This window comes from Bacteroides sp. CAG:633, assembly GCF_000435115.1.
Lineage (GTDB): Bacteria > Bacteroidota > Bacteroidia > Bacteroidales > Bacteroidaceae > Bacteroides > Bacteroides ndongoniae.
The window spans coordinates 1-6,921 of record NZ_FR882947.1 but is presented as its reverse complement, the minus strand read 5'-3'; the positions used below and the strand labels follow the sequence as shown (position 1 = coordinate 6,921).

The window sequence follows — 6,921 nt, the reverse complement described above, 5'->3', positions numbered from 1 at the left end:
GGTAATTCGGAACGAAAAATAAAATGAAATATTAATAACACTTATTTTACTAACAATTAAAAACAATTAATTATGGAAATGGAAAAGTTTTATGTAGCTCCGGAAGTGGAAGTTCTGGAGGTGGAAGTAGAAAAGGGCTTCGCTGGAAGTGGTGATGGTGAAGATGCTCCTTTTTAAATGAGAAAAAAGAATAGATTATTAAAAAGCAAATTTATGAAAACAAACAAAATTTTATTATTCTCACTTGCTGCTGCTATGATGGCAGGATGCGCTGATGATGAATATATCATCAATAATGGTGTCAATGGCGGTAGTGAAGGATTAAATGGAAAATTAGTAAAAGCTGGGCTGCTGGGCGTGGCTCGTGATAATGGTGATGCTGAAACACGTGTTTATTCGCCTGAAGGTCAATTCGTGTGGATGCCTTCTTATGTCAATAGTATAAATGGTGATTTGGGCTCCCAACGTTTAAACCAAAAAATAGGTTTGTGCTGGACTGGTCGTAATTTGGAAGGTGATTATGGTGCAGTAGATGTTTTGGATCAAAAAGTTTATACTAACTATGAATATGAACATGTAGGTTGGTTGGACGAATTGGCAGTTGGTGGACCTAAGACTGATCCATGTAAAGTAAATGAGTTATTAAATGGTGCTTTTATCGTAGGCGAAGGGCAACCAGAAGCTAAGTATGACGGTTCTTATAAAACTAATAATTCTAAGCGTTGGAATCAATATTATTATGGTCCTAAAGAAGGACGATATGATGAAATTGCTAATCAGCAAGAAAGTAGTGGAAAACTTCGCTTGGATAAGGGTGTGTTTAGAACCAATAATGCAGCGGTATTTGAAGGAGAGTATTTGGCTTATTATCCTTATACGAAGGCATTTACAAAAGGACAGATTTTGGCAAACTTACCTCAAACATTTACAGTAAACGTAAGAGCAGATAGATATGCTGCAGCCTCTGACTCTTTATTCAGCATTGGCTATATTAGACATTATGCAGGAGGAAGTAGTGCTTCAGGTCTTAATGCTAAGACACTGAATGGTTTTCTTATTGCAAAATTGTATAATAAGGATACTGATGTAGCATCTGCTAATAAGACAATTAAAAAAGTAATTTTCTATACTGAAGATGTTAATGGTATTGTTTACCGTCAAGATCTGGATGCTGCAAAGTGTGTTGAGGATTTGAAGGACGGTGAACTTGATTCAAAAAATGGTGAACTTTTCTTCCAAAATGGAACAAAAGTTACTACCAATGCACTTGTTGCAAATATGACAACAGATATGCTTGAAGGAGCAACTATTGATGCTGATACAGAGTTGGATAAAGCAATTTGGGTAGCACTTCCTGTTCTTCCTCAGGACATTAAGGACCTGCAGGTTATTCTGATTGATGATCAGGATAAGAGTTGCTCAATTGATATGACCGGAAAAGGCAAGATTTCTTCTAATAAAACACAGGAAATTGAAATTAACCTGAATGACTGTAAATTCGTTAACGAATATCTTGCTGTAGACGAACGTTCGTTCATCTCTGCAATGGCTAAGATTAAAACAAGTGGTAGTACAACTACCGACAAAGCTGCCAATAAAGTGAAGTTGCTGAGAGATATTGAACTGACATTGGGTGATAATGTTGCCGATTATAAAGGAAATGGTAAATATATGGGTGATTATAATAGCCTTTTCTTCGATAGAAATATTACCATTTATAGCAACGCTAATGCTAAGCTGACTTTGAAATCTGGCACGAAGATGCACATCAAGAACTTAGCAAGTGCTATCACTGGTGTAGGAGATATTACCCCTGTATTAACTGTTGATGTTCCGATGGTAATCGAAGGTACAGAATGCTGCGGAGAGAAAGTTGCTAAGTTGTCTATTGGCGGTGCTCGAAATATTGCTCAAACTTGTACAGTTGTATTGAATAAAGGTATTGAAAATTATGGTACATTGGCTTTGGGTAATAACACTGACGGTAACTCTTCTATCTCAATTAAAGGTGGACTGAAGAATGCTTATGATAACTATGTTGGAACTCGTGGTCTTACAACTGATGCTGCTACAGTTTATTTCTTGGGTGGACATACTAGTGGTAATGCTTCGATTTCTATTGATGAGGTAGAAAATAATGGTAACATTTATTCTTGGGCAAGTGCTGTTGATATTTGGAATTATCCAGATGTTCAGAAATTCGCTGACGATAATACAGGCTCTATCCGTGTTGTAAATTCTACAATCGGTACGTTGGTTAATAACAAAGTAGTAGAAATTGGTGAACGTACATTGATGACTGTAGGTAGTAAATTTGAAAATAATGCAGATGCTTTGGTGAAAACTTATGGCCACAGTTATTCTGAAACAGATGGTCGTCTTGATGTGAAAGCAACATCTTCAGTAAACGCGGGCGTTATGGACAACAACGGTGTAGTAAACTTCACTGGTACCAATATGAAAAATAGTGGTCTGTTTATTGATCAGTTGAATGGTCAGGTTGGTGGTAAGTATGTTAACAATGGTAAAGGAACCGGTTGTAAGATGGCTTATGACGGTCTCACTTACAAAACAGATCTTTCTGTAGAAGGTATTTATGTTTCGAAGGTAGCTACAAAAGAGCGTATGCAATTTGCATTAACAGATGCAGTAGAATCTAACTCTGTGAATGTACTGGAAATTTTGGATTGCGATGGTTCTTATTATAATTTGGCTGTGGTAGATCCTAAAGATATATTGAAAGATAAAGATGTATATATTAATGCTACTAAGACTATAACCTTTAAATCTTGGGAACAAGGTGAAAATGGTAAAGTTGCTGTCGCTAATTCTTTCGGTCATTGTGTAACAGTACGTAATGGAAACACTCTGCAAGTAATGGACGGATTGCTTAGTACGGTAAATAATGTATTTGTTGAAACAAATGCTAATTTTATTCTGAAAGCTAATAACGAAGCTGATAAATCAGAAATAACTATCGGTGGTAATTTAGAAAATGCAGGTACAACAACACATGGAGCCGACATTTTGGTTATTAAGCAAAATTTGAATAATCTTGCAAATGCTATATTTACGAGCAATAAAAACTTTAATGTAGAAGGCAATGTGGCTACTTTCGGTACTTTCGATTCTAAGGGTGCAGAAAATAAGGTGGTTGGTAATTTTACTCAGGATGATGTAAATTCTTCAACTACTTTTGCTCCTCAAACTACAACTACTATTAACGGTACATTTGCTTGCTTTGCCGGAAGTTTTGAACGTTTAGGATTGAATGGTGGTAATAATTATCGTGCTACAGTCAATGTAGGTAAATTGGGTGCAACTGATGGTACAACTACAACTGCATGGCCTACTGAAATGCATAATAATTGATAAACATTGAAATGACTTCCTTCCTGTTTATCAGGTAGAAGATAAGTTAAGAGGATGCCACAAATATGGCATCCTCTTTTATATGTTTCAGCTGTAAAGTAGAAATTTGTTATATGGCTTATTTTGTGACTGATTCTGAAGTTGTGTAATCATATCTTCGAAACCGAATTCATGGCATCTGAATCGTTCTTTGACAATACAGCATTTTTTCATACCACCTATGGCCTGCTCCACTTTAATCCTGATTTCGGAAATCTGCTTATTCTCTTGTTTTTCAGCAGTAGTAAGTTCTTTCCCTTTAGGTTTCTTCTTGGGCATGCATATTTCAACTCCATCCGGCCTGTGTCCGATGAAACCTGTATCTTGCCAAAATCTAATATCATCGGGAAGTAGAAGAGGCTCTTCATCACAATTTTTTTATCAAGGACATGACCTTCGTATGTGGAGCTCAATTATACAATCCTAAGATTGTTTGTACATAACAGGTATTCTTTATGCTATGAGTTTTTTTACCACTATAACATGCAGACTGCCTGTCTTCATCCAAAGGGCGTTGAATAGGTCGCTCGGTTCCGTCCAACAAGACTTCTTCCGCATCCTTGAAGAATGTATATCAGACGTTTGGAGTTACGGTCTGGCAATTCACCAAGCGTTTTCAATGTACGCCGAAGAATCTCAGAAAGAAGGTAAACTCATCTATTAGCCTAGGGCTGTGTCATCTCAAACAGAATAGCATGGAGTTCCTGAAGGGGATTGGTCTTCAAATATACCAATATGAAGAACATTTTGTCCTGAATCAGAGACAACACACTGGTCTTCCTGTGTAAGATATACGTTGACGCACTTTACCTTCCAAGGTAAAATGACTGTAATATTCATCCCAATGGTACTTGAAAGTTATTAGTAAAGCATCAAACTCAACAGGAGTTAGTCTTGTTGCTGTAAGCATTTGGTTATGATGGTGGCGAATTTTGTCGTAATACATCAATTGAACTTTTTAGACTACAAAGATAAGTCAAAAAACGTTTTAATCAATTATTCGATATAACCTCTACTATAATGAAAAAAATACTATTTATAATTATAATATTTCCTATTTTACTCTCATCTTGTAAAAGGTCAAACCGTCCAATAAAGAGAATGCCTATTGCAGAAATAGCCTTCAACGATACCTTACATCATTTTGGTGATATATCGTTAGATACACCTATTGATTCTTTTGATTTCGTTTTTAAAAATACAGGAAAAGAAAAACTTGTCATATTAGGAGTACAAACTTCATGTCGTTGTACATATGCAGTCTATCCTCATCATCCAATAAATCCTGGCGAACAATCTTATATACGAGTAACGTATGATGGAAGAGGAAGAAGTGCAGAATATTTTAGGAAATCGATTAAAGTCATAACAAATGCCTCCAAAGATATAATACTTCAAATTGAAGGTAACCTAAAATAAGCGGAATTAATATTGTTCACTAAAGAAAAGAAATTAAAAAAGCCACTCCTATAGGAATGGCTTTCTTGCAGATGGAATGGAAAAGGGGGGAGCTTATTCGGCAATCACACCGCAACCGACCAAGCGCTCTACCCACGAACGAGCGTCGGCTTCGGCACGGGAACGGTCAATTCCAAAATGAGTCACCAATACTGAAGCAGCATCCGCCAATGTAAAATCGCGTCCCTGCAACTCGTTCCATAACAGCAGTGCTGTAGAATTGAGTGAAATCACTTTGGTCATGTCGGCATGTATGGCACCTTGCCCCACAATAATGTTTTCGCCAGCTATTTGGCGAACTTTATACGTGTCTTTTATGTGCATAATTCAATAATAATCATTTGTATATATTCAGCGGACAAAAATACAGATATTTTTTTATAATCGAACGTTATTTCGAAAAAAGAATTGATAAAACATGCACTTTATGCTATATTTGCACCCCAAACTGAAATAATCGACTGCTAATATGACCATATTACAAAAACAATTCTTCGCATTGGTACGTTCGGGACTGTGGGGAAACGAGGCTGACGCCACATTGTTTGATGCTTCAACTGATTGGGCTAAAATCTACCAGTCGGCACGTAAGCAAGCACTGTTGGGCATTGTGTTCGACGGTGTACAAACTTTGCCTAAAGAAAAACAGCCCCCTCGTAATATCTATTTGCAATGGTGTAATGCGATGCTGCATATCGAAGAAAACAACCGTGTGCTAAATCGCGAATTAGCCAATGTATATGCCCTGATGCGTGAAAATGGTATAGAACCGGTACTAATGAAAGGACAAGGTGTGGCGCAAAATTATCGCTATCCACTGCATCGGCATTGTGGTGATATTGATCTGTATATCGGTCCCGATAATTATGAAAAAGCCAATGCTTTACTTCGAAAAGAGGTGACTTCCGAACTCGAAGAAACATATAAACACATCAATGTTGTATGGCACGGGGTTACCGTAGAAAATCATCGTGTACTAACCCAATTGAGTGCTCCTTTGGCTGATCGGCGTTTACAAGCCGAGATTAAGCGCTGGCACGGATCTGATGAATGCCGAAAGCGTTGGATCGGTGATGTCGAAGTTACGCTGGCCCCTTTACCGTTTGATACGGCCTTTGTGTTGATACATTCCGTACAGCATTTTTTAAATGAAGGTATTGGACTCCGCCAGATATGTGATTGGGCTTGTATGCTTCATGCACAACGAAATTTACCAGAAAAGGAAGACATAGCCCATTTGCTGAAAAGTTTTGGATTGGAAAAGGCAGCAAGAGTTTTCGGTGCTTTAGCTGTATGTTTTTTAGGACTTCCTCAAGAAGATTTGCCCATTGCTTATCGCAAAAAAGATATTCCAACTGCCGAATGGTTGCTTAATGACATCTGGCAAGGAGGAAACTTTGGCCATTACGACCAAGAGCGTCAAAATAGGCCCAAAGGTTATTGGAAAGGAAAATGGTTTACTTTTACTCGTGCAATTGGACGTTGCTATGAATTGGGAGCTTTAGCACCAAGAGAAGCATGTTGGTATCCATTTGTATTGATTAAACATTCCATGGAGATGCAGTGGAAGAAACGTTTTTCGGGCAATTCTTCGTTGCATAACTAAAGAAGTCAGATAAAATCGCTATTTACTTGGATTGTAAAAATCCATTTATTCCCTAACTGAGATATTGGAATATATTTAATAATCTTTTCCCTGCTCCTTGATGAAAATCTAGAGGCAGGGATTTCTATTTATATATCTTGACATGTTCTAAGCTATTGGTGTCAATTTGAAGTGTCATAGTCATCCTATTTCTCACCCTTTTGTATTCCATTTGTTCGCAATATCAATCTTTTACGATATTTGCCATTGGTGACAATTATCAGTGTTAATCAGTTTTGTTTTGTTGGAGATTTACCCTAGTTGGATATATAATTATTTATATATCAGAATATTATATTCTATTCAAACACTTTTCTATTACTCCTATATTTCATCTTATATAGAATCCTTAGACTTATATAGATCTGATTATCAACAAAATACCATCGAAACCTATTTAGGAAATA

The 6,921-nt window shown here is 36.9% G+C and carries 6 protein-coding genes; 3 read left to right on the top strand and 3 right to left on the bottom strand.

The window, feature by feature from the left end; genetic code table 11:
- The first annotated feature begins 213 nt into the window (after positions 1-213).
- On the top strand, positions 214-3,372 hold the full coding sequence (locus tag QVP67_RS00470) for a hypothetical protein (RefSeq protein WP_022161599.1): 3,159 nt from the start codon (positions 214-216) through the stop codon (positions 3,370-3,372).
- Between the two features lie 87 nt (positions 3,373-3,459).
- Here QVP67_RS00470 and QVP67_RS00465 read toward each other — a convergent pair whose 3' ends face one another.
- Positions 3,460-3,750: a transposase family protein gene (locus tag QVP67_RS00465; protein WP_288179741.1), complete on the bottom strand. Its 291-nt coding sequence runs from the start codon at positions 3,748-3,750 to the stop codon at positions 3,460-3,462.
- A 326-nt stretch (positions 3,751-4,076) separates the two neighbouring features.
- Positions 4,077-4,157 (bottom strand): hypothetical protein, encoded by an 81-nt coding sequence (locus tag QVP67_RS00460; RefSeq protein WP_288179740.1) that lies wholly within the window; start codon positions 4,155-4,157, stop codon positions 4,077-4,079.
- 355 nt (positions 4,158-4,512) lie between these two features.
- Between QVP67_RS00460 and QVP67_RS00455 the strand changes: the two genes are divergently transcribed.
- Entirely contained in the window at positions 4,513-4,830 is a 318-nt protein-coding gene (locus QVP67_RS00455) for a DUF1573 domain-containing protein (RefSeq protein WP_288179739.1), read from the top strand.
- A 93-nt stretch (positions 4,831-4,923) separates the two neighbouring features.
- On the opposite strand, the gene QVP67_RS00450 is transcribed toward QVP67_RS00455, so the two are convergent.
- Positions 4,924-5,193: a PqqD family protein gene (locus QVP67_RS00450; protein ID WP_022161597.1), complete on the bottom strand. Its 270-nt coding sequence runs from the start codon at positions 5,191-5,193 to the stop codon at positions 4,924-4,926.
- Positions 5,194-5,338: 145 nt separating this feature from the next.
- Here QVP67_RS00450 and QVP67_RS00445 point away from each other — a divergent pair, with 145 nt between their 5' ends.
- Complete coding sequence (locus QVP67_RS00445; protein WP_022161596.1) at positions 5,339-6,475, top strand: nucleotidyltransferase domain-containing protein; 1,137 nt, start codon at positions 5,339-5,341, stop codon at positions 6,473-6,475.
- Positions 6,476-6,921 lie beyond the last annotated feature (446 nt).